General features: G+C 64.9%; 17 protein-coding genes and 1 tRNA gene. 8 read left to right on the plus strand and 10 right to left on the minus strand.

The window, feature by feature from the left end:
• The coding region (locus VGV37_RS26650; RefSeq protein WP_326882840.1) for an AIPR family protein at window positions 1-735 on the plus strand (735 nt) is incomplete at its 5' end.
• Window positions 736-917: 182 nt separating this feature from the next.
• Here the strand turns inward: VGV37_RS26650 and VGV37_RS26655 are convergent.
• The 8 genes from VGV37_RS26655 to VGV37_RS26690 all read right to left on the minus strand — a co-directional run bounded on the left by VGV37_RS26655 (window position 918) and on the right by VGV37_RS26690 (window position 7,626).
• Window positions 918-1,961 (minus strand): hypothetical protein, encoded by a 1,044-nt coding sequence (locus VGV37_RS26655; protein WP_326882841.1) that lies wholly within the window; start codon window positions 1,959-1,961, stop codon window positions 918-920.
• On the minus strand, window positions 1,958-2,641 hold the full coding sequence (locus VGV37_RS26660; protein ID WP_326882842.1) for a hypothetical protein: 684 nt from the start codon (window positions 2,639-2,641) through the stop codon (window positions 1,958-1,960). Before VGV37_RS26660 ends, VGV37_RS26655 begins: the two co-directional genes overlap by 4 nt.
• A 353-nt stretch (window positions 2,642-2,994) precedes the next feature.
• Complete coding sequence (locus VGV37_RS26665; protein WP_326882843.1) at window positions 2,995-3,273, minus strand: hypothetical protein; 279 nt, start codon at window positions 3,271-3,273, stop codon at window positions 2,995-2,997.
• 17 nt (window positions 3,274-3,290) lie between these two features.
• On the minus strand, window positions 3,291-3,914 hold the full coding sequence (locus VGV37_RS26670) for a ParA family protein (protein WP_326882844.1): 624 nt from the start codon (window positions 3,912-3,914) through the stop codon (window positions 3,291-3,293).
• 168 nt (window positions 3,915-4,082) lie between these two features.
• Window positions 4,083-4,862 (minus strand): helix-turn-helix domain-containing protein, encoded by a 780-nt coding sequence (locus VGV37_RS26675; protein ID WP_326882845.1) that lies wholly within the window; start codon window positions 4,860-4,862, stop codon window positions 4,083-4,085.
• A 502-nt stretch (window positions 4,863-5,364) separates the two neighbouring features.
• Window positions 5,365-5,441, minus strand: a tRNA-Arg gene (locus tag VGV37_RS26680).
• Window positions 5,442-5,546: 105 nt separating this feature from the next.
• On the minus strand, window positions 5,547-6,542 hold the full coding sequence (locus VGV37_RS26685; protein WP_326882846.1) for a lysophospholipase: 996 nt from the start codon (window positions 6,540-6,542) through the stop codon (window positions 5,547-5,549).
• A gap of 58 nt (window positions 6,543-6,600) precedes the next feature.
• Entirely contained in the window at window positions 6,601-7,626 is a 1,026-nt protein-coding gene (locus VGV37_RS26690; RefSeq protein WP_414638109.1) for an ABC transporter ATP-binding protein, read from the minus strand.
• Window positions 7,627-7,736: 110 nt separating this feature from the next.
• On the opposite strand from VGV37_RS26690, the gene VGV37_RS26695 reads away from it, so the two are divergent.
• Together VGV37_RS26695 and polA are read left to right on the plus strand one after the other, a co-directional pair.
• A complete protein-coding gene (locus tag VGV37_RS26695; protein ID WP_326882847.1) occupies window positions 7,737-7,925 on the plus strand; it encodes a zinc-finger domain-containing protein in 189 nt (62 codons plus the stop codon).
• Window positions 7,926-8,117: 192 nt separating this feature from the next.
• Entirely contained in the window at window positions 8,118-10,919 is a 2,802-nt protein-coding gene (gene polA, locus VGV37_RS26700) for a DNA polymerase I (RefSeq protein WP_326882848.1), read from the plus strand.
• A gap of 323 nt (window positions 10,920-11,242) precedes the next feature.
• Here the strand turns inward: polA and VGV37_RS26705 are convergent, their stop codons facing one another.
• Together VGV37_RS26705 and VGV37_RS26710 are read right to left on the minus strand one after the other, a co-directional pair.
• Window positions 11,243-12,127 carry a hypothetical protein gene (locus tag VGV37_RS26705; protein ID WP_326882849.1) on the minus strand — a complete coding sequence of 295 codons (885 nt, stop codon included), beginning with the start codon at window positions 12,125-12,127 and terminating at the stop codon, window positions 11,243-11,245.
• A 148-nt stretch (window positions 12,128-12,275) separates the two neighbouring features.
• Window positions 12,276-13,865: a phosphoenolpyruvate carboxykinase gene (locus VGV37_RS26710; protein ID WP_326882850.1), complete on the minus strand. Its 1,590-nt coding sequence runs from the start codon at window positions 13,863-13,865 to the stop codon at window positions 12,276-12,278.
• A gap of 262 nt (window positions 13,866-14,127) precedes the next feature.
• Between VGV37_RS26710 and VGV37_RS26715 the strand changes: the two genes are divergently transcribed.
• The 5 genes from VGV37_RS26715 (at window position 14,128) to VGV37_RS26735 (ending at window position 18,719) form a co-directional block, all read left to right on the plus strand.
• Window positions 14,128-14,442 carry a multidrug efflux SMR transporter gene (locus VGV37_RS26715; RefSeq protein ID WP_326882851.1) on the plus strand — a complete coding sequence of 105 codons (315 nt, stop codon included), beginning with the start codon at window positions 14,128-14,130 and terminating at the stop codon, window positions 14,440-14,442.
• Window positions 14,443-14,529: 87 nt separating this feature from the next.
• Window positions 14,530-15,228, plus strand: a complete 699-nt coding sequence (locus tag VGV37_RS26720) for a response regulator transcription factor (RefSeq protein ID WP_326882852.1) — start codon at window positions 14,530-14,532, stop codon at window positions 15,226-15,228.
• A complete protein-coding gene (locus VGV37_RS26725; RefSeq protein WP_326882853.1) occupies window positions 15,197-16,885 on the plus strand; it encodes a stimulus-sensing domain-containing protein in 1,689 nt (562 codons plus the stop codon). The genes VGV37_RS26720 and VGV37_RS26725 overlap by 32 nt, the downstream gene beginning before the upstream one ends.
• A 6-nt stretch (window positions 16,886-16,891) precedes the next feature.
• Complete coding sequence (gene rapZ, locus VGV37_RS26730; RefSeq protein ID WP_326882855.1) at window positions 16,892-18,301, plus strand: RNase adapter RapZ; 1,410 nt, start codon at window positions 16,892-16,894, stop codon at window positions 18,299-18,301.
• A 10-nt stretch (window positions 18,302-18,311) separates the two neighbouring features.
• Entirely contained in the window at window positions 18,312-18,719 is a 408-nt protein-coding gene (locus tag VGV37_RS26735) for a PTS sugar transporter subunit IIA (RefSeq protein ID WP_326882856.1), read from the plus strand.
• Window positions 18,720-18,722 lie beyond the last annotated feature (3 nt).

Consider the following 18,722-nt stretch of genomic DNA (forward strand, 5'->3'; position numbering starts at 1 on the left):
TGCTTCCTGGAGTACGCCGAGAACGTGGGCAAGGCCTGGGAGGTCTCCGAGGCCCCGTTCAACGAGCACTGGTTCAGGGGCGTCGTCGCCAAGGGAATAACGTTCCGTTGGACCGACAGGATGGTTGGGGGATCCGACTGGTATCTGCAGGACCGCGCTTACAAGGCCCAGGTCGTAACCTACTCGATCGCCTGGCTGGTGCATTATCTCCACAACCAGGGGCTCGAACTCGATCTCAACGTCATTTGGCAACGTCAGGAGCTGCCGGAAGAGATTGGCGGCGTCCTTCGACAGATCGCACCGCAGGTTGCCGCGACTGTGAAGGAGGCGCCGCCTCAGATGAAGAATGTCGGCGAATATTGCAAACAGCAGGCGTGCTGGGCGGCTGTATCCGCCTCGCAATACGAGTTCGAAGGGGCTCTGGAAGGCTTGGTGATTGACCGTGCGGAGGCTGAACGACAGCGACGAGAGGCCATTGCAACGAAAAAGGTCGACGCCGACATCGATTTCGACCGTGTGATCGTTGCCATGTTGTCGAATACCGAGCCATGCCTGGATTTTGCCCGGTCGAAACGCCTTCTGAGCCCCAAGTCTGATGCTGCGCTGCGGCGACTCAGCCGCGGGGATATTCGCCTTTCGGCGATGGAGCGTAGCGCCTTGAAGCATATGCTTGAAAAGATGCAGCAAGCGGGTTTCGAGCTTCCTTCGGTGACCGCCCAGACAGGGAGTGTGTAAAGCCTGTTGATGTCGGTCAACAAGGGCCCGGGCGACAGCGCACCAATTGATCGCCGCGTAAAGGTTGGAAGGGTGACCACCAACCCTCGGCGCTATGTGGCTGCCCTCTCCCGCCAAGTAGATCGGGAGAAGGCTCGGCCGGTCTTGTTGTTTACTAGGTCGACACCATTGGAATTCGCTTCTTACCTGAGGCGATATTCCCGTCCGCCGATCTTAATCAAAAAGCCCGATTTTTTGAGGACGATCTTCACATCGAGTTCACTCAAATCGATCTCCGTACCGGCGAATTTCCTGGCTTCCTCGACCAACTCGTCGATTGTAAAAGTTGATTCCGGCGTAACCGTAAGTGAAAGAGCGGCAATCTCCAGTAGTGTAACAATTGCTTCTAAGTCTTTTGAATGCATTCGAGAGTTACCACGAACGCGACGACCATCGTGCAGGTCGAATCTTTCCGCGGCAATGTCGAGATCGTAGGCCATGTCAGTTCTCCCCGACTCGAGTTGTATCATGTTTCTTATATTGTCTTGAGGCTTGTCGCCGGCAAGCAAGGTCTCTGCGGCTTGATTTACCGCCGTCATCGCACTCGACCAAGGTTGACCACTCGGCCGCCGGCCGCGCGGCAGTCGGTGATATTCGGCGTCGTCATTCGCCAGAAGCGATAGCGCATCCCACCGGTCTGATTGAAGCAAGGCCAGTAGCTTCGCTCCAGGCAGTTCTCCGCCAAGCGCAGCGGCCCGCCGAATACCCCGAGCGAGAACGTCATGGAAGGGCTGTTTGATCTCCGCGACATTTGGTCCCTGGCCCTCGCACAAAGCAGCTACGATCATCATTCCGGAGCGCGGCCCGATTGCGCACTCGAAAACATCCGGCCGATACATAGCATGCAAATTGTCCGCCAAACCCAGGCGGCGAAGCGGAAGCGGATGGTGGTCGATCAAAAAGAATTTCTTTTCCGGACGCTCGCGAACAAAATCGACGAGCGCGGAAGCCTCACTATCGAAAGTGGCTGGTGCAAACATGATGTCTACAAAGAAGACCAGATCAGCGTCGTCGATCTCTTTGAACGACTCTAGTTGCATCCATGCTTTGTGATCTTTGGTGCGCGCCGGATCGACGATGGCGGTGACGTCGAAGCTTTCAATCAGCTCCAGATTTCGGCGGACCTGTTCAGCGATTAGATGCCCGTCCGCATCGGCATGACCGATAACCACAACGCGCTGGGTCATGGTGCGCATCCCAATTGCCTTGCGAGCGTCACGGGGACGGTGAACGAGACCTTTGCTTTCGCGCGGCCATCTTCCACGCCACCTAACGACGCCAATCGCCCTACTACGGACTTATCCCAAGCCTTGTCAAATGCAGTTTGAGTCAGGGTGGGGAGCTTCATATGAGCCAGATTCACCTTGACGGTAGGTTGGCCAGTCTTGGGATCGCTCGGCAGCGGAGCTCCGAGGAAAATCTCGAATCCAACGATGGGGGCTCTACGGGTCGCCGGAAAATTCTCGAACGGACCGAGGATAAGAACCTCTGATGGGACCCAGCCGTCCCCAAACTGCAAATCCCGAGCAACGTGAATGGCGACCATCTTTCCGGCGGGTGTGTTTTCGAGCGGGCTTGTGGTCACGCTCCACCGCGGCTTCTCACCGAGCGCCAGCGCTACGCGGCACAGTCTTGCAAGGCTGGATATGCCGGGAAACAAGAGGGCCGCCGCAGATACGTCGGGCGCATCGATGAGTTGCTGGACTCGGTCCGCGATGCGTGTCGCGATCGTATCTGGGGTTCCTATCCCGGACAGGCGCTCGACAGCCTGTTCGTGTCGTTCCGGATGCAGGCTCACGATGCGTGCAAACATGCAACCCACCGGAAGACCCTTCCTCCAATCAAGGTATTTCTTTTCTGGAGACATGTGCTCTTTCCCGCCCCGATAGATTCGGTATAAAGCGAAGTTCCATCGGTTGCAATCATGCAAAATATGCCTCGCTCGGCATTTGTGCCACAACCAATAGGAGGACGTCGCCCCGCCGGCACTAGATGCAGACGGTTGGTACGAGTTGGAAATGCCGAAAATTCGTCAGACGATCGAGCGACGCTTGTTTTTCTTGATCCCCCCACTCGCCGCACGGTTTAGTGTGGAAGGCACGTAATCAATAAGAAATTTTTGGTCAGCTCTTTATCTGTAATGCCCTAATGGCCGATGAGAATTTGAGTCGGTGATCCTGTACTTCCATCGCTCCATAAAATTTCAATATCTGTCCGCTTCTAACGAACCCGCATCTGCTCGCGGATCCCGCGCTTCGCCGCCCATTCCTCGACCGCCTCGATCAATAGGTCGTGAACCTTCCGATCGGCGCCGATCGCGAACCGCTTCAGTTCCTTATGGCCAGCGGGGTTCAGATACAGCACGACTTGGTCGGCCCGGTCGCGCATTCGCGGCGGCCGGGCCGGCTGCTGGTCCGCGGCCGCAGCCCCTGCAGGCGCCAGCGGCGCTGTCGGTGCGACCATCAAGCTTGGATACGCTGTGGGAGCTTTCTTCGCCATGCTAGTCTCCTGGTAACCTATGATACTGGTATCATAGCCTTCACCCACCCCCAAGCAGCTGCGACTTCGGCCGCGGCCTTCGAGCTTGGCTCGCGCTCTGAGGCTGTCAGACCCTCGGCCGCCGCATAAGGATGCGAAATCAGCTGGGTCATCTGCCCGGGCCAGATCGGCAGGCGGAACGCGGTCAGCGCCGAACGCGCCAAGCTCAGGGCCGCGGCCCGCGGCGGGCACTTGTTCAACAGGATCCCGGCCGGTCGGCCGAGGGCCTGAACGATCCCGACTGTGGCGCCGATCGCCTCTAGATCCTCGGGGAATGGCCCTGTCACCAACAGCGCGGCGTCGCACATCTCCGCCGCCTGGGCAATCGTCGCCTGGGCATGGGGAGGTGTGTCAATCACGACCATGTCTGCTCCGCGGCCGGCGAGCTCGGCCAGCTGCTGGCGCAGCGTGAGGCTACCGAGGTCGACGACGGTTGGCGCCGGTGCCGCGCGGCGTTGAGCCCAGCGAACGCAGGTCCCTTGCGGGTCCGCGTCGATGATGGCTGTCGGCCGGCCGTCAAGCAGAGCGGCGACTGCAATCGAACGGGCGACGGCCGATTTCCCGACGCCGCCCTTCTGGGCGAGGATGGCGAGAACCTTCATGTTAGTCTCCTATGATCCATGGATACTAGTACGGATGATTTGCGACGCTGTTCAGCCTCGACCGGTTGGACGAGACTGGGTGTCGGCCGGGGAATTCAGCGGCGAAAAGTCGGTTGCCGACCTGTAGGCAAAGCGCTCTCACCACCGCTCCGGTGGTGTGGTGTGAGGTCAGAAGGGCGGTTCGACCCCCGGCGGAAGGAGAATTCGGCTCGGAGCGGTCGCTGCGGGCGACCGCAAGTCGGCCGACCAGGCCGACGCTGCATTCTGTGAACAGGTCGAAAGGGTTATTAAGGAATTGGCGCCGGTTCCGTGCCGATTGACGGTCTCAGGTGGTTCGGAAATCAGATAGGCGTTGCTGGCAACAATAGGTCGGCGCTTGCCATCCCGGCACAGCCCCTGCCGCTGACGGCGCGGCACGATCTCGATAAAGCCGGCGAGCTCCAGCCGCTGGACCGCCAGCTGGACCGTCGAGCGCGTGCGATCGGCTTCCTCGGCGATCCGCTTCAGGCTTGGAAAACAGGCCCCCGTTTCCCAATTCTGAAGGCGGAGCAGCGCAGCGAGGATGTCGACCCCAGACTCGGCCAGGGGGCCGCAATGCTGGCCCTTCTGGCGATGTTCGCGATTGTAGATCCGGGCGGCATTGAGCAGCTTCGCCCCCTTGTTGCGATCGAGTGCGGGTCGCCAATTTGGATGGCCATATATCCAAGCCTCCCGGCGACGGGCCCGTCGGGGCTGGCGTGTGCGGTACGCTTTGGCATAGCCGCCCCAGGTCGAGAATTTCGCTTCTCGCGTTGGATGTGCTTCTTTCGCCGTGATTTCGGCGACGATTGTGTCCGCGCGTCGCCGGTCATCGATGACCAGCTGATTCATGGATAGCCGACGGAGCAGCTCGTTGCCTCTCACCGTTTCTGGATGCCGATTTGGCTGTATGCCTTCGATGGTGGACATGACTTCTTCCTTCGCGCCCTGAGGGCGTGTGCGGAGAAGGGCGAAGCGGCGGACAAAGCTCGGGCGTCCGCGGAAACGGGTTCCACGCTTGACGAGGTCGGCGATGTTTGGGAGGATCGGTTTACCAGACGCGATCCATCCCGGTTTCATCGCCGGTCCACGGCCCCGCCCTTCGTTGAGCGGGGTCGTTGTGTTTTGGGGCAGCGAGGGAAGGGCTACGTCATGGCGACCCTCCCGCCGATCGGGGAGGGGATGCCGCCGGCACCGACCGAGTCGATCCCAACAGCTGACGGTCAGCGGCCCATCCTTCCGAACGGGCCGCTACCTGTCCGGCATCATCGGATCGCGGGCTCTCGAGCCCGACTCGCGACCGGAACAGTGTGGCAACCAGTGTGTCAATCTTGCGCCGAAATGCCGGCGTGTTCTTGCGCTGTTCTGCGCGACTCTGCGCCATACAGGCAAGCGCGGGCGCGCTAAGTGACTGACAGATATAGGGAAAAGTTGGTGCACCCGACACGATTCGAACGTGTGGCCTCTGCCTTCGGAGGGCAGCGCTCTATCCAGCTGAGCTACGGGTGCAGCGCATGCGCGAAAGCCGGGAACCGGCGGCGCGGATAGTGGGGCGAAGCTAGCCTGAACCGGCGGTCGGGCTCAACCCCCTAAATCGCATGGCGGGCGGGCGCGTCAGGAGGCGGGCGGGAAGTGGGCTGCCGCCAGGTCGGCACCGCTGGGCAGCGGGGCGTGGTGATCGGCGATCCAGGCGACCACGTCGGCATCGACGGTCCGCGCCTCCAGATCGCGCAGCAGCAGATGCCATCCCTGGGCGTAATAGGCGAGCCGCTGAGTCCCGTCGGCGGTCCGGGGCAGGCGGACCATCAGGTCGGCGATCGGCGTCTTGGGGATAACCTGGTCCTTGGCGCCATACAGCACCAGCAGGGGCTGGGTCACCTGGGGTGCCGCCGCCAATCCCTGGTCCATCAGGTCGACCAGCCCGTAGATCGAATCGGTGCGGGTGGCATGAATGTAAAGCGGGTCACGGCCCAGCTTGCGCAGCAACGGGATGTTGTCTGACGCGAGCACGCCCAGGCCGCGGCCGGTGAAGCTCATCGCCGGGATCACCCGGACGCTGGCCCAGAGCACGGCCCGGTTCACGAGCGGCTGGGTCTCGCGTGCCCAGATCGCCGGGGGCGCCAGGATCGCCCCGTCCGGCAGGTCGGGGCCGCCGTCGCCCAAGGTCGCCAGCACGACCGCGCCCCCCATGCTGCAGCCCAGCGCATAGACCGGCACGCCGGGCAGTCGCGCGCGCACCAGCCGGATCGCGGTGCGCAGATCGCGCTTCATCGTTTCCGCCCCCGGCCAGCGCCCGGGATTGTCCGAATGACCGAAGCCGCGCTGGTCATAGGCGAAGGTGGCGATGCCCCGTTCGGCCAGATAGGCACCGGGATCGGCGAATTCTTCCGAATAGTCGTCGAAGCCGTGCAGCGCCACGATCGCCGCCTTGGGCGGCACGGGATGGCCCATGGCATCGGTCGGCATCCAGGTCTGGAGCACCAGCGCCTGACCGTCGTCGGTGATGAGATGGCTTTCGGTCAGGCCTGCATAGGGGATCTGGCCAGGACCCAGCGGGCGGGCCGAGGTCGGCGAGTCCTGGAAATCGGGCGGGGCGCAGGCGCAGAGCATCGCTGCCAGGGCCAAAGATGCGAGGCCGAGAAGCCGCCCGCCCCACCGCATCGGCGCGTCAGCGCCCGCCGACGCCGGCGCGCTGGTCCGCCTGGCTGCCGGTCAACTGCAGGAAAATGTCCTGGAGATTGGTTTCCTCGGTCGAGACGTCGAGGATGCCGTAGCCCGCCTCGCCGACCGCGGCGAGCAGGGGTCCCAACTGCGTGCAACTCGGCTGATAGCGCAAGCGGAGGCGGGACGGCGCAGAGCGCTCGAACCCCAGCACCCTCAGCCGATCCGGCAGCGGTTCCGGGTCGGCACTCAGGCTGAGGATGATTTCCTTGGCATCGAGCCGGCGCAGCAGCGCCTCGGTCGAATCATGGGCGACCAGCCGCCCGTGATCGATGATGGCGATCCGATCGCACAGTTCCTGCGCCTCTTCCAGGTAATGGGTGGTCAGCAGGATCGTCGTGCCGCCCCGGTTCAGTTCGCGGATATAGGCCCAGAGCGTCTGCCGCAGCTCGACGTCGACGCCGGCCGTCGGCTCGTCCAGCACCAGGATCGGCGGGCTGTGGACCATGGCCTTGGCGACCATCAGCCGCCGGCGCATGCCGCCCGACAAGGTGCGGGCATAGGCCTTGGCCTTGTCGGCCAGGCCGACCGCCGCCAGGATTTCCATGGTCCGTCGCTCGCGCTTCGGCACGCCGTAGAGCCCGGCCTGCAGGTCCAGGAGCTCGAACGGCGTGAAGAACGGATCGATGTTCAGTTCCTGCGGCACGACGCCGATGGCCGCACGCGACTGGCGCGGCTCCTGGTCGACGTCGTGGGTCCAGATGCGGGCGGAGCCGCCGGTCTTGACCACCAGGCCGGCCAGGATGTTGATCATGGTCGACTTGCCGGCGCCATTGGGTCCCAACAGGCCGAACATGGCGCCGCGCGGAACCTTGAGGTCGATGCGATCGAGCGCCGTCACCGCGCCGAACTTGCCGCGCGGCGCGTAGGTCTTGCTCAAGCCGTCGAGCTGCAGGGCGAATTCCGGCAGGCCGGGAGCCGTCGCGACGGCCGCGGATGAAAGCATGGCGAGAGGGGCGGGAGAGGCAGTCATTGATTGTGTCCGGGCAATGGGTATCATCCCGCGCCGACGAGGGTCAATCTCGCGCACTGTCGCGGGTTGGCCTCTGCCCCTTTTCTCCACGCCCTGGGATGACCCAAGCGATGACCACGCCGTTCGAGACCATCACCGTCGATACCAAGACCGTCGGCTGCAGCGGCAGCGGCGGGGCGGTCGGCGGCCATCCGCTCGTCTATCTGAACCTGTCGCCGGCGGGCCAGGCCGAATGCCCCTATTGCTCGCGCCTGTTCGTCTACGAGGCGTCCAAGGACGGCAGCGCCCACGCGCATTGATTGCTTTGTGACAACGTCATGGCCGGGCTCGACCCCGCCGTCCACGTGGCCGGGCAGCGCGCCGTAAATCCCGAGGTCGGCTGCGGCGGCACTGCGTGCATGCCCGGGTCGAGCCCGGGCACGACGAATGATTGATTGAGGATGCCGTACATTCCCCCCGGTGAATGACGGACGAAAGAAAAGGAAGCCATCTTGTCCGACTGTCCCGTGCCGCCGCGTCACGTCTATCTGGTCGACGGATCGGGCTTCATCTTCCGCGCCTTCCACGCCCTGCCGCCGCTGAACCGGGCGGACGGCACCCCGGTCAATGCCGTGCTCGGCTTCTCGAACATGCTGCTGAAGCTGATCGGCGAGACCGATGCCGACCATATCGCCGTCATCTTCGACGCCTCGCGGCTGACCTTCCGCAACCGGCTCTATGACCAGTACAAGGCGCATCGCCCGGAGGCCCCGCCCGAGCTGATCCCGCAATTCCGCCTGGTGCGCGAGGCGACCGAGGCGTTCAACATCGCCCAGGTCGAGATGGTCGATTATGAAGCCGACGACCTGATCGCGACCTATGCCCGCCTCGCCTGCGCGGCCGGTGCGACCGTCACCATCGTCTCGTCCGACAAGGACCTGATGCAGTTGGTCGGCAATGGCGTCACCATGTTCGACCCGCTGAAGCAGCGGATGATCGGCCCGGACGAGGTGCGCGAGAAGTTCGGCGTCGGGCCGGAGCAGGTCGTCGACGTCCAGGCGCTGTGTGGCGACTCGGTCGACAACGTGCCGGGCGTGCCCGGCATCGGCGTCAAGACCGCGGCCGAACTGATCAACACCTATGGCACGCTCGAGGCGCTGCTGGAACGTGCGCCGGAGATCAAGCAGCCGAAGCGGCGCCAATCGCTGATCGATTTCGCCGAGCAGGCACGCATCTCCAAGACGCTGGTCCAGCTGAAGAACGACGTCGAAGTGCCGGTGCCGCTGGCCGACCTGTGCCTGCGGCCGAACGATCCGGGCAAGCTGATCGGCTTCCTGCAGGCCCAAGGCTTCCGCCAGCTGGTCACCCGCGTGCAATCGCGCAATCCAGGCGCGGTCGCAGCTTCGGCAGCGGTGCCGGTAGCGCCGATGGCGCTCAGCAGCGATTCGGCCGTCCCGCCCTCGTCCGTCGAAAAGCGCTACGAGTTGGTGCAGACCGAGGCCGATCTCGATCGCTGGATCGCGCGCGCCTATGTCGAGGGCACGGTCGCGTTCGATACCGAGACGACGGCGCTCGACGCCGTGCTCGCCGAGATGGTGGGCATCTCGCTTGCGGTGGCGCCGGGCGAGGCCTGCTACATTCCGCTGGGCCATGTCGGCGAGGCGGCAGGCGAGCTCAATCTGAGCGGGGCCGAGCGGCCGCTGCAGCTTTCGTTCGAGGTGGCGCTGGCCAGGCTGAAGCCGCTGCTGGAAGACCCGGCCGTACTCAAGGTCGCCCACAACGGCAAATACGACATCCAGATCTTCCGCAGCCATGGCATCGAAGTGGCGCCGGTCGACTGCACCATGCTGCTCGCCAACACGCTGGAGGCGGGCGCCCATGGCATGGGCATGGACGAGCTGGCGCTAATCTATTTCGATTACGAAACGATCAAGTACAAGGATGTGGCCGGCAGTGGCAAGAGCCACAAGGGCTTCGCCGCGGTCGCGTTGGATGCGGCACGCGACTATGCCGCCGAGGATGCCGACATCACGCTGCGGCTGCATCGGCTACTGAAGCCGCGGGTGCTGCGCGAGCGCATGGCGACGGTCTACGAGACGATCGAGCGGCCGCTGATGGGCGTCGTCGCCGGCATGGAACGCCATGGCATCAAGGTCGACCGGACCGAGCTGATGCGCCTGTCCGCGGATTTCGGCGAGCGCATGGCCGAATACGAGAAGCAGATCCATGAGCTGGCCGGCGGTGCGTTCAACATCGGATCGCCCAAGCAATTGGGCGAGGTGCTGTTCGACAAGCTGGGCCTGCCCGGCGGCAAGAAGGGCAAGAACGGCGCCTATGGCACGGATGCGGCCATTCTCGAAGAGTTGGCGGCCAGCCACGAGTTGCCGCGGCGGATGCTCGACTGGCGCCAGCTCGCCAAGCTGAAATCGACCTATGCCGACTCGCTGATCGAGCAGATCAATCCGAAGACCGGCCGGGTCCATACCAGTTTCTCGCTGGCCGGGGCCGCGACCGGGCGCCTCGCCTCGACGGATCCCAACCTGCAGAACATTCCGGTGCGAACCGAAGAGGGGCGCAAGATCCGCCGCGCCTTCGTGTCGGAACCCGGCAATGTGCTGCTGTCAGCCGATTATTCGCAGATCGAGCTCAGGCTGGCCGCCCATGTCGCCGATATCCCGGCCCTGAAGGACGCATTCCGCGACGGCCAGGACATTCACGCCATGACGGCCAGCCAGGTGTTCGGCGTGCCGGTCGAAGGTATGGACCCGATGGTTCGCCGACGCGCGAAGGCGATCAATTTCGGCATCATCTACGGCATCTCGGGCTTCGGCCTTGCCCAGCAACTCTCGATCTCGCCCGGCGAGGCGTCGGAGTTCATCAAGGCCTATTTCCTGCGCTTCCCCGAGATCCGCCACTACATGGACCAGACCAAGGCCTTCTGCCGCGAGCATGGCTATGTCACGACCCTGTTCGGCCGGAAATGCCATCTGCCGGGCATCAAGGATTCGAACCCGGCGCGCCGGGCCTTTTCCGAGCGTGCGGCGATCAACGCGCCGCTGCAGGGCGCCGCAGCCGATATCATCAAGCGCGCCATGATCCGGCTGCCCGACCGGCTCGAGGCCGAAGGCCTGTCGGCGCGCATGCTGCTGCAGGTCCATGACGAACTGGTGTTCGAGGTGCCCGAAGCCGAGGCGGCGCGGACGATTCCGGTGCTGAAGGAAGTAATGGAAGGCGCCTGTGCGCCGGTGGTCGAGTTGTCGCTGCCGCTCGTGGTCGAGGTCGGGCAGGCAACGAGCTGGGATGCGGCGCACTGACGGGGCGTGACAATTCACACTTGCGCAATCGCGCGGCGCGGGCTTAGGCTTTCCTTGGTCGTCAACAACCGAAAGGAGGTGATCTCGTGTCAACGTCGAAAGAATTGCTGGTGGCGTTCGCTGCGCCCGGGATCGCCGACGTGAGCGGGGTTCGCCTCGCCTGACGTCGCAGGGTTACGGGTAATGCGGGCCTAACCACCCGCAATTCCAGCGTGGGGCACGCGCCGGCACCGGACCGCAAGGTTTCGGTCGGTGGCTGTCCCGGAAAAGCGACCCCCGCGGGTTCCTCCGCGGGGGTCGTGCTTTTTGAGGCTCCGGACGGTTCAGCGCGCGGCGGCGACGAACGGCACCGTATAGAGCGTGCGTCCGCCGTCGAACTGGACCCAGAGCTTGTAGAGCCCCGGTTTCGGCACGGCGACGTGCAGCATCATATCGGGCGAGATCGCCGCCGCAGATGGCTCGTGCGGCATCGCCATACCCGGCATCTCGTGGCTGGCCATGTCCCGCCCGCCCGCCATGGCGCTCGCCGCCATCGGATGGACATGGACGTAGTCGAGGCCGTCCGCGGCGATCAGCACGACATGGGCGCCGACGCCCAGGAACGGTTTCAGGTCCTTCGCCGGTTTGCCGTTTTCGGCGATGTGCAGGGTCAGCATCGATGGCTCGCCGGCCACCAGGTCGAGCGAGTCGAACGTGACCTGGAACGGACCGGAGTCGGCCGCGAGGATTCCGGGGCTGAGCTTCAGCGGCGGGGCGGCCGGCGCATCGCCGACCGGCAGCTCGAAGCGCAGCACCTGTTGCCCCAGCGTGTGGGGCATGGCGTCGACATAGATGTGGTAGAGCGCCGGCTTCGGGAAGCGGATGCGGACCTGGCCGTTGCCGTCGATCACATGGTCGACATGGTGATGGATGAAGACCGAGAAATCCTCGCTGATCGCGATGACGTGCATCGCCTTGCCCAGGTCGGGATCGTACTTGGTGACCGGCTTCGTCTGGCCGGTCTGCATCAGCCGGATGTCGAGCCGCAGGTCAGTCGGCTGACCTGCCGGCATGGCGGTCAAGGTCCCGGTCACCTTGGAGGTGGTGCCGGTGAGCGCGTTCTGACCTTGGATCACCGTGGCGGCGTCGGCTGGGTCCGTGAGGACGAGCGCGACCAGGCTCAGAAGGGCGGCGACGGCTTGGCGCGACCACGAAAGACGCTTCGACAAAAAGGGGGACTCCATCCTCGGCCATCGCAAATTTCGAGGATGGCGGGCGGGATCATGCCATAGGACGCGAGCCGAAATAACCCACCGCATCGGAAATCGCGAGGCGCCGATCGTGTCAAATCGGCGCCTCGCGCGGCAGCAGCCCGGATCAGGCGGCGGCGTGGATGCCGGCTGCCTTGATATCCGCCCCGACGTGTCCTTCGAACTGCTGGAAGTTCGCCTCGAAGCGCTTGGCGACCTGACGGGCTGCCTCGTCATAGGCCTTGCCGTCGGTCCAGGTCCGCTTGGCGTGCAGCACGTCGGTCGGCACGTCCGGCACGCCTTCCGGCACATGCAGGCCGAAATGCCCATCCTGCTGCATCGAACTGTCGGACAGGTTGCCGTCGAGTGCCGCGCGCACCATCGCCCGGGTGTGGGCGATGCGGATGCGCTCGCCGACGCCATAGGCGCCGCCGGACCAGCCGGTGTTGACCAGCCAGCACTTGACCTTGTTCTGGGCGATCCGCTCGCCCAGCATTTTGGCATAGACCGTCGGGTGGCGCGGCATGAAGGGGGCGCCGAAGCAGGTCGAGAAGGTCGCCTGCGGTTCGCTGCCCAGGCCCTTCTCGGTGCCGGCGACGCGTGCAGTGTAGCCAGACAGGAAATGATACATCGCCTGCTCGGGCGAAAGCCGGCTGATCGGCGGCAGCACGCCGAACGCGTCGGCGGTCAGCATGATCACCGTGTCCGGATGGTCGGCCATGCCCGTGGCGCTCGCGTTCGCAATGAAGTCGAGCGGATAGCAGGCACGGGTATTCTCGGTCAGGCGGCCGTCGTCCAGGTCGGCGATGCGCGTCGCGGGCTCCAGGACGACGTTCTCCAGCACGGTGCCGAACCGGCGGGTGGTCTCCCAGATCTCCGGCTCGGCTTGGCTCGACAGCTTGATGACCTTCGCGTAGCAGCCGCCCTCGAAATTGAAGATGCCGCGGGACGACCAGCCATGCTCGTCGTCGCCGATCAGCGTGCGGCTGCCATCGGCCGACAGCGTGGTCTTGCCGGTGCCCGACAGGCCGAAGAACACGGCCGACTTGCCGTTCCTGCCGATGTTGGCCGAGCAATGCATCGGCAGCACGCCACGATCGGGCAGGATGTAGTTGAGATAGCCGAACACCGACTTCTTGATCTCGCCGGCATAGCTGGTGCCGCCGATCAGCACGAGCCGCTTCTTGAAATTGACCAGCACGAAGGTCGAGGTGCGCAGCCCGTCGAACTCCGGCATGGCGACCAGGCCCGGCGCCTGCAGGATCGTCATCTCGGGCGCGAAACCGACCAGATCCTCGGGCGAGGGCCGGATGAACATGTTGCGGGCGAACAGGTTGTGCCAGGCCTGCTCGGTCACGACGCGCACGGGCAGGCGGAATTCCGGATCGGCACCGGCGAACACGTCGACGACATAGGCCGGGCGGCCCTGCAGATAGGCCAGCATGCGCTGGTGCACCATGTCGAACACCGCTTCGCTGACCGGCACGTTGACATCGCCCCAATTGACCGACGATTCGGTCACGGAATCGCGGACGATGTATTTGTCCTTGGGCGAGCGCCCGGTATGCTGGCCCGTGACGGCCACGAACGCGCCCCCGGCGGCGATCGTGCCTTCCCCCTGGCGGATGGCGTGCTCGTAGAGTTCCGGGACGGACAGATTATGGTGAATGGCCGCCAAATTGACGAGCCCGTGCCCGAGGGCCGTTTGCTTCTGCACTAGGGTATCTCCCGTTATGGTCGATCGCCGGACCGTTGACCGGTCTCGGCGTCGGTGATCGAGGCTTCATGGTTATCGCCAGGAGACCTCGATCGATCCTTGGAAACTGCCATCGCCGTTCGATGAACGCAATCTTCGGGGCGATGATCCGTCCGGCGTTGAGGTCCCGATAGGCGGTCGGCACGGAAGAATGGTCAAGCGGGATGTTTGCATCCTGGGGATGTGCCGGTAGAAATGATCGTTGTCTGATGATGAGGTCGCGATGGCTTGGGCTTGGTTGTTGTTGGCGGGGCTGCTCGAAGTGATGTGGGCCGGCGCGCTCAAGGCGAGCAACGAGTTCACCCGGTGGGTGCCGAACGTCGTGACGGCCATCGGGCTGATCGCGAGCCCCTGGTGCCTGTCGCGGGCCTTTCGCGAGATCCCGATGGGCACCGCTTACGCCATCTGGACCGGGATCGGTACCGCCGGTGTCGCCGTCGTCGGCATGGCACTCTACGACGAGCCGGTCAACCTGGCCCGCATGGGGTTCCTGGGCATGATCCTGGTCGGCATCGCGGGGTTGAAACTGATGGCCTAGAGAAAGCCATTTTCGCGGGCCATGGTGCCGATGGCCCGACGCGTCTATAACCGCCGGGTGGAACTTTGAGGATGGGGCCGATATCCCGTGGCGAACACGATCGCGCTGGTCGACGACGACCGCAATATTCTGGCTTCGGTGTCGATGACGCTCGAAGCCGAGGGTTTCCTGGTCCACTGCTACAATGACGGCGCCGAAGCGCTGAAGGGATTGGCGGCCAAGCCGGTCGACCTCGCGATCCTCGACATCAAGATGCCACGCATGGATGGCATGGAACTGCTGTCCAACCTGCGCAAGCAGGGCAGCCTGCCGGTCATCTTCCTGACGTCCAAGGACGACGAGATCGACGAGGCGCTGGGCCTGCGCATGGGCGCCGACGATTACATCACCAAGCCGTTCTCGCAGCGCCTGCTGATCGAGCGCATCCGGGCCCTGCTGCGCCGGGTCGAACTGGCCAAGGAAAAGCCCGCGACCGACGGCGACGCGCTGCTGACGCGCGGCGACCTGCTGCTCGACACCAGCCGACACCTCTGCACCTGGCGCGGCCGCCAGGTCGAATTGACCGTGACCGAATTCCTGATCCTGAAGTCGCTCGCCGCCCGTCCGGGCCACGTCAAGAACCGCGACCAGCTGATGGATGCGGCTTATGGTGAGCATATCTATGTCGACGATCGCACCATCGACAGCCACATCAAGCGGCTTCGCAAGAAGTTCAAGGTGATCGACGACGATTTCGGCCATATCGAGACCCTCTATGGCGTTGGTTACCGATATAAAGAAGCCTGACGGCGCCGCCAGTTCGCTGTCGGGCAGGAACGAGGCCGCGCACGGTGTGCGTCGGCTGCTAGCCCGGCCGCGCAAATTCGGGCAATTCTCGCTCAGCCGGCGCATGCTCGCGGTCAACGTGCTGGCGGTGGCCCTGCTGGGCGGCGGCATGCTGTATCTCGACCGCTACGAGACCGGCCTGATCGATACCGAGCTGCAGGCGCTGGCGACCCAGGGCGGCATCTTCGCCGGTGCGCTCAGCGAGGGCGCCACGCTGGAGGACCTGGGCGACCAGCCGGTGCTGGTGCCGAGCCTCGGCCAGGGATTGATGCGGCGCCTGGTCGAGCCGACCCGGATCCGCGCTCGCCTGTTCCTGCCGACCGGCGCCATGATCGCCGACAGCCGGACCATGCAGGGGCGCGGCGGCGCCATCCAGATCCAGGAGCTGGCGCCGCCTGACGACGCCGGTCCGGGGCTGCTGCGGCGAGCCGTCGACTGGGTCTCGAACCTGCTGCGGCGGCACGATCACCACCCGGCCTATGTCGAGCATGTCCATGCCACGGCGGCCGACTATGATGAAGTGGGCGACGCGCTCGAAGGCCATATCACGCGCAAGGTCCGCTCCGACCTCGATGGCGGGCTGGTGTTGAGCGCCGCGGTGCCGGTGAAGCGCTACAAGCAGGTCCTGGGCGCGGTGATGCTGCAGGTCGGCGGCGCCAGCCTGGAGCAGAAAGTCAATTCGGTCCGGGCCGACATCCTGCGCCTGTTCATGATCGTGTTGGCCGTCACGGTGGCGCTGTCGCTCTATCTGGCGGGCACGATCGCCCGGCCGGTGCGCAAGCTGGCCCAGGCGGCCTACGAGATCCGGCATGGCGACGGCCGCAAGGTCGATATTCCGGATTTCAGCCATCGCCATGACGAGATCGGCGAATTGTCGGTGGCGCTCACGGCCATGACCGCGGCGATCTTCCGGCGCATGGACGCGATCGAGCGGTTCGCCGCCGACGTGGCGCACGAGATCAAGAACCCGCTGACCTCGCTGCGCAGTGCCGTCGAGACCGCGACGCGCGTTCAGGATCCGAAGCAGCAGAAGCGCCTGATGGCGATCATCCAGGACGACGTGACGCGGCTCGACCGGCTGATCAGCGATATCTCCGACGCCTCGCGTCTCGATGCCGAGATGAGCCGGCTGGAGCGCTCGCCGGTCTCGCTCGCCGGCATGCTGGGCACCCTGGTCGATGTCCAGTCGACGACGCGCGACGAGAACGATCCGATCCTCGAATATCATCCGCTGGACGAGGGCGAGCGGCTCATGGTGCTGGGCAAGGAGGGGCGGCTGGTCCAGGTGTTCCGCAACCTGATCGGCAATGCCGCCTCTTTCAGTCCGCCGGGCGGGCGGATCCTGGTTCGCGCCGAGCGGCAGGGCCAGGAGATCCTCCTGTCGGTCGAGGACGAGGGGCCGGGCGTGCCGGACGGCAAGCTGGCGGCGATTTTCGACCGCTTCTATTCCGAACGCCCGGTCGGCGAGAAGTTCGGGACCCACTCCGGGCTGGGCCTGTCGATTTCCAAGCAGATCGTCGAGGCGCATGGCGGAACGATCTGGGCCGAGAATCGGCGCGACGATGCAGGTCAGGTGCAGGGTGCGCGGTTCTGCCTCCGCCTGCCGGCAGCGCGCTAGGCGGCCATGGCGCTGCATCACGGGACCGTGGTCGCTTTCCAGGGGCAGGGCGTGCTGTTGCGCGGCGCGCCGGGTGCCGGGAAATCCGATCTGGCGCTGCGCCTGATCGCGATCGGCGCGGAACTGGTCGCCGACGACCAGGTCGATCTGGTGGCCGAGCCGGAGGGCCTCGTCGCGCGCGCGCCACCGACCATCGCCGGGCTGATCGAGGTGCGCGGCATCGGCATCCGGTCGCTGCCCCACCGCGCCCGCGCCCTCGTCGCGCTGGTCGTCGACCTCGTGCCGTCGGATCAGGTCGAGCGGCTGCCGGACCCGGCGGTGCAACGGCTCGAAGGATGTGCGATCCCCTCGATATCGCTCGATCCGTTCGAGGCCTCGACGCCACTCAAGCTGTTGCTGGCGCTGGGCTTGTCGCCGACCGCTGGCGCCCGGCCCCCCATCGGGTATAAACAGGGAGCCATGAGCCACCCCGCCTCCGATCCGGGAAGACAGCAAGACGGCGCACCGACCCAGAAGGCGGCGCGGGTCGTTCTGGTGACCGGCCTGTCCGGCGCCGGCCGGTCGACCGCGCTCAAGATGCTGGAAGACATGGGCTACGAGGCGGTCGACAATCTGCCGTTGTCGCTGCTGCCGCGCCTGGTCGGCGTCACCTCGCGACGCGAGCAGCCGATCGCCGTCGGCATCGATATCCGTACGCGCGACTTCGCGGTACCCGGCCTGTTGACCGAGATCGACCGCCTGACCGACGCGACCCTGCTGTTCCTCGATTGCGACGACGAGGCGCTGGCCCGCCGTTATACCGAGACGCGCCGGCGCCACCCGCTGGCCGGCGACCGCCCGGTCATGGACGGCATCCGGCTGGAGCGCGGCCGGGTGTCGCCGCTGCGCGCGCGGGCCGACGTCGTGGTCGATACGTCGGTGCTGAAGCCGCAGGAGTTGAAGCGCCTGCTGACCGGCCATTTCGGTCTGGACAACCGCACGAGCCTCGGCATCTTCGTCACCTCCTTCTCGTTCCGCCAGGGGTTGCCGCGGGAAGCCGATCTCGTGTTCGATGTTCGCTTCCTCGACAATCCCTATTACGATCCGGTGCTGCGCCATCTGACCGGCCTCGACGCACCGGTTCAGGCCCATATCGCCAAGGACCCGGTGTTCGCGGATTTCTTCGACAACCTGATACGGCTGATCGCGCCCCTGCTGCCGCGCTACGATCGCGAGGGCAAGGCGTACCTCACCGTCGCGGTCGGTTGCACCGGCGGCCGCCACCGGTCGGTCTACGTGGCCGAGCGGATCGGCGCCTGGCTGGCCGACCATGGGCAAACCGTCGCCGTCGCACATCGCGACATCTCCCGACCCGTCAACCATCTCGTCGAGGTTTCGATGGACGACAAGCCGGCCCCCCTTCCAGCAGCACCTTAAGGGAACACGCATGATCGGAATGGTTCTCGTGACCCATGGTCGTCTGGCCGCGGAATTCATCGCCGCGCTGGAGCATGTGGTCGGTCCGCAAACCAACATCGCCGCGATCTGCATCGGTCCTGAGGACGATATGGAGCAGCGCCGCCAGGACATCGTGGATTCGATCGCCAAGGTCGAGGCCGGGCGCGGCGTCGTCATCCTGACCGACATGTTCGGCGGCACGCCGTCCAATCTCGCGATCTCGGTGATGGAGAAGGCCCGCATCGAAGTGATCGCGGGCATCAACCTGCCGATGCTGATCAAGCTCGCCAGCCTGCGCCAGACCGAAACCCTGGGCGCCGCGGTCACGGGCGCGCAGGAGGCCGGCCGCAAGTACATCAACGTCGCCTCGCAGCTGCTCGCCGATGCGCGCGGGTGAGGC

Source organism: Aliidongia sp., from assembly GCF_035943795.1.
Taxonomy (GTDB): domain Bacteria; phylum Pseudomonadota; class Alphaproteobacteria; order ATCC43930; family CGMCC-115725; genus Aliidongia.

Excerpts from the sequence above, each read along its gene's own strand:
- rapZ (WP_326882855.1), top strand. The coding sequence starts at position 16,892 with ATGGCGCTGCATCACGGGACCGTGGTCGCTTTCCAGGGGCAGGGCGTG.
- VGV37_RS26655 (WP_326882841.1), bottom strand. The coding sequence starts at position 1,961 with ATGACCCAGCGCGTTGTGGTTATCGGTCATGCCGATGCGGACGGGCAT.
- VGV37_RS26670 (WP_326882844.1), bottom strand. The coding sequence starts at position 3,914 with ATGAAGGTTCTCGCCATCCTCGCCCAGAAGGGCGGCGTCGGGAAATCG.
- VGV37_RS26715 (WP_326882851.1), top strand. The coding sequence starts at position 14,128 with ATGGCTTGGGCTTGGTTGTTGTTGGCGGGGCTGCTCGAAGTGATGTGG.
- VGV37_RS26675 (WP_326882845.1), bottom strand. The coding sequence starts at position 4,862 with ATGTCCACCATCGAAGGCATACAGCCAAATCGGCATCCAGAAACGGTG.
- VGV37_RS26685 (WP_326882846.1), bottom strand. The coding sequence starts at position 6,542 with ATGCTCTGCGCCTGCGCCCCGCCCGATTTCCAGGACTCGCCGACCTCG.
- VGV37_RS26665 (WP_326882843.1), bottom strand. The coding sequence starts at position 3,273 with ATGGCGAAGAAAGCTCCCACAGCGTATCCAAGCTTGATGGTCGCACCG.
- VGV37_RS26690 (WP_414638109.1), bottom strand. The coding sequence starts at position 7,626 with ATGACTGCCTCTCCCGCCCCTCTCGCCATGCTTTCATCCGCGGCCGTC.
- VGV37_RS26735 (WP_326882856.1), top strand. The coding sequence starts at position 18,312 with ATGATCGGAATGGTTCTCGTGACCCATGGTCGTCTGGCCGCGGAATTC.
- VGV37_RS26660 (WP_326882842.1), bottom strand. The coding sequence starts at position 2,641 with ATGTCTCCAGAAAAGAAATACCTTGATTGGAGGAAGGGTCTTCCGGTG.
- VGV37_RS26725 (WP_326882853.1), top strand. The coding sequence starts at position 15,197 with ATGGCGTTGGTTACCGATATAAAGAAGCCTGACGGCGCCGCCAGTTCG.
- VGV37_RS26695 (WP_326882847.1), top strand. The coding sequence starts at position 7,737 with ATGACCACGCCGTTCGAGACCATCACCGTCGATACCAAGACCGTCGGC.